The organism is Streptomyces sp. NPDC058459, from assembly GCF_042721685.1.
In the GTDB taxonomy this organism is placed as follows: Bacteria; Actinomycetota; Actinomycetes; order Streptomycetales; family Streptomycetaceae; genus Streptomyces.
Genome location: NZ_JBHXLV010000396.1, coordinates 1 through 2078, shown reverse-complemented (window position 1 = coordinate 2078; position 2078 = coordinate 1). Strand labels below are relative to the sequence as shown.

Annotated in this window: 2 protein-coding genes; one reads left to right on the top strand and one right to left on the bottom strand. The window is 71.6% G+C overall.

The window, feature by feature from the left end; all coding sequences use genetic code 11:
* Positions 1 to 88 precede the first annotated feature (88 nt).
* Complete coding sequence (locus ACFWN1_RS33040; protein ID WP_384370386.1) at positions 89 to 1249, bottom strand: glycoside hydrolase family 19 protein; 1161 nt, start codon at positions 1247 to 1249, stop codon at positions 89 to 91.
* A 622-nt stretch (positions 1250 to 1871) separates the two neighbouring features.
* Between ACFWN1_RS33040 and ACFWN1_RS33035 the strand changes: the two genes are divergently transcribed.
* Complete coding sequence (locus tag ACFWN1_RS33035; protein WP_384370383.1) at positions 1872 to 2060, top strand: hypothetical protein; 189 nt, start codon at positions 1872 to 1874, stop codon at positions 2058 to 2060.
* Positions 2061 to 2078: the final 18 nt, after the last annotated feature.

Sequence of the window (2078 nt, the reverse complement as noted above, 5' to 3'; positions counted from 1 at the left end):
GTGGCCGTTCGTCGGGGGAGAGGGCCCGACATGGCTGACCGCGGGCCGGGGAACATTCTCCCGGCCCGCGGTCGTGTGGGGGGTTTCCTCAGCAGTACAGGTTGCCGCCGGGGCTGACGCCCAGGATCGACGTGAACCGCTGGTAGGCGTCCACCCGGCTCTGCACCTGGCTGGGGTTGCGGCCGTCGCACTCCAGCGAGCCGTTGATGGTGCGGACGGTCTGCCCGAACCCGGCCTGGTTGACCATCGCGTTGTGCGAGGTCATGCTGCCGGCCCCGGTCGAGGTGTTCCAGAACCACAGACCGGTCCGCCAGGCCACCGCCGAGTCGTTCTGCACCAGCCACGGGTTGTTCAGCAGGTCGATGCCGAGCGCGTCACCGGCCGCCTTGTAGTTGAAGTTCCAGCTGAGCTGGATCGGCCCGCGCCCGTAGTAGGCGGCCTGGCCCGCCGGGCAGCCGTACGGCTGGCTCCAGTCGCAGTAGTGCGGGTAGTTGGCGGTGTTCTGCTCGACGACGTAGACCAGCCCGCCCGTCTCGTGGTTGACGTTGGCGAGGAAGGCCGCCGCTTCCTGCCGCTTGACGGTGTCACTGCCGCTGTTGGCGAAGGCGGGGTACGAACTGAGCGCTTGGACAAGCCCGTTGTAGGTGTAGAAGCCGTTGCGGCCCGGGAACATCTGGTTGAACTGTGCCTCGGAGACGACGAACCCGGACGGGTTGCCCCCGCCGCCACCGCCCGCGCCGGGCGCGTTCCACTTCTGGTTGGCGCCGCCGCCGCAGGTCCAGATCTCGAGCCGGGTGCCGTTGGCCGAGTTGTTCCCTGTCACGTCCAGGCACTTGTCGGCCTGCGGGTTGACGATGTCCCGGGCGGCGGGCAGCGCCCACTGCTGCGCGGCGGTGCCGTTGCAGTCCCACAGCTGGACCGGGGTGCCGTCGGCGGTGTTGCCGCCCGCCACGTCCAGACACTTGCCGAGCGCGCGTAGCGTGCCGTCACCGGGGTTGGACCAGCGCTGGGCGTTGGTGCCGTTGCAGTCGTAGAGCTGTACGGGCGTGCCGTTGGCAGAGTTCGCGGCGGCCACGTCGACGCACTTGCCGGCCAGGCCGGTGATCTGCCCGTCGGCCGCGTGCGCGGGAGTGACCGTGAAGAACGCGGTGAGCAGGGCGGCGATCAGGGCGCCGACCGTCGCGCGGCCGTAGCGGAACCGTCTGCGGTGCGGTCCGGACGGCACACGTCCGGTCGTGAGTCTGTCCATCGTTCGCTCCTCGTGCTGGGGATGAGGTGCAAGGGCCGGGCGGCCGGGGGCCTGTCGGTGCCGTCCGGAGACGAGCGGGGCGGCGCTGGTCCGCCGGGTCCCAGATGCGGCGGTGTGGGGGAGGTGCGGCGCTGGGTGCGGTACGGGCCCGATGTTCATGCGTGTGCCGCGCACGCGCCGGAAACCGCCGGATGTGGCTGACGGGGGATCAGTCGATCCTCGGGCCGGAATCTAAAGGTCTGAACCAAATGCGTCAAGACGCCGACGGAGACGCGCAAGGAACCGCGTAGAAGCGGCAGTAGCCGTTCCGGATGGCCGAGCGTCAGCCCGCCTCCGGGGGCAGTCGTTTGTCCCTGTCGGCGGCTGAACACCGGGCCGGGGCTCCGGCACCCACAGGGCGAGGCCATCCCGCGTCCCCGAGGGGCGACGCGATGGTCCCGGGCCCCGGCGAGGGCTTCGTTCACGCGGCCGTGGGTCGTCCAGGGGGAACGGAGCGTCCCCGCAGGGGAATGCGTCAGGCCGGGGCGGCCTCGCGGATCAGGTCCACGACCCGGGCCGGGCGGGCCTGACCCGGGTCGGCGCCTTCACCACGCTGCTGGACCTGCCTGCTCCGCTGGACGGCGTGGTCCGCGGCTACCTGCACGCGCATCTGACCCGGCTGCGGGACATCGTGGGCGAAACCCCGGACGCGGAGGACGTCGGGACGCTCGCCATCCTGCTGGAGCCCGGCGCGCCGGAGGGCCTGCTGAACCGCCCCGACGCCTTCCCGCTCAGCGCCACCGCCGTCTCCTTCGGCGTCCGCCCGGCATGACACCGCGCGGTCCCGGGC

Coding starts and splice junctions, on each gene's coding strand:
- ACFWN1_RS33040 (WP_384370386.1), bottom strand. CDS start 1,249: ATGGACAGACTCACGACCGGACGTGTGCCGTCCGGACCGCACCGCAGA.